Here is a 355-nt window from a genome sequence, read left to right on the forward strand (position 1 = left end):
CCTTCACTTTCAAGCTTATCACTAAGTTGCCAGCTATAAATCCACCAGGTAATCAGAAATAGAGGGAAGCATCCTATAATAACAAATAGCCCCCTTCGCATCGATTTCTCTGATATATCACCATGCATTCTTTGATAAATCCCGTAGATGAATACAAAAAAAGCGGGCATCATAACTATCAAAGGAATTACTACAGGTTTAATTTTTAACGACATTACATTTTCAGCAATAAGACTTAATGTGCTAATTTCTAATTTAAAGCTGTAGGCATAGAGAGTAATGATTAAACATAAAACGCCTATAGAAAACCACCCCTTTTTAGGGTTGGTAGGTGAGAGTTGATTAGCCGAGCTTG

1 protein-coding gene is annotated in these 355 nt (G+C 36.1%); it reads right to left on the minus strand.

All coding sequences use genetic code 11. The features are described 5' to 3' along the window. Positions 1 to 355, minus strand: a 355-nt coding sequence (locus SB724_RS19540; RefSeq protein WP_410572439.1) for a hypothetical protein, incomplete at both ends; no start/stop codon positions are given.

It is taken from the genome of Bacillus sp. SIMBA_031, assembly GCF_046535225.1.
GTDB classification, from domain to species: domain Bacteria; phylum Bacillota; class Bacilli; order Bacillales; family Bacillaceae; genus Bacillus; species Bacillus velezensis.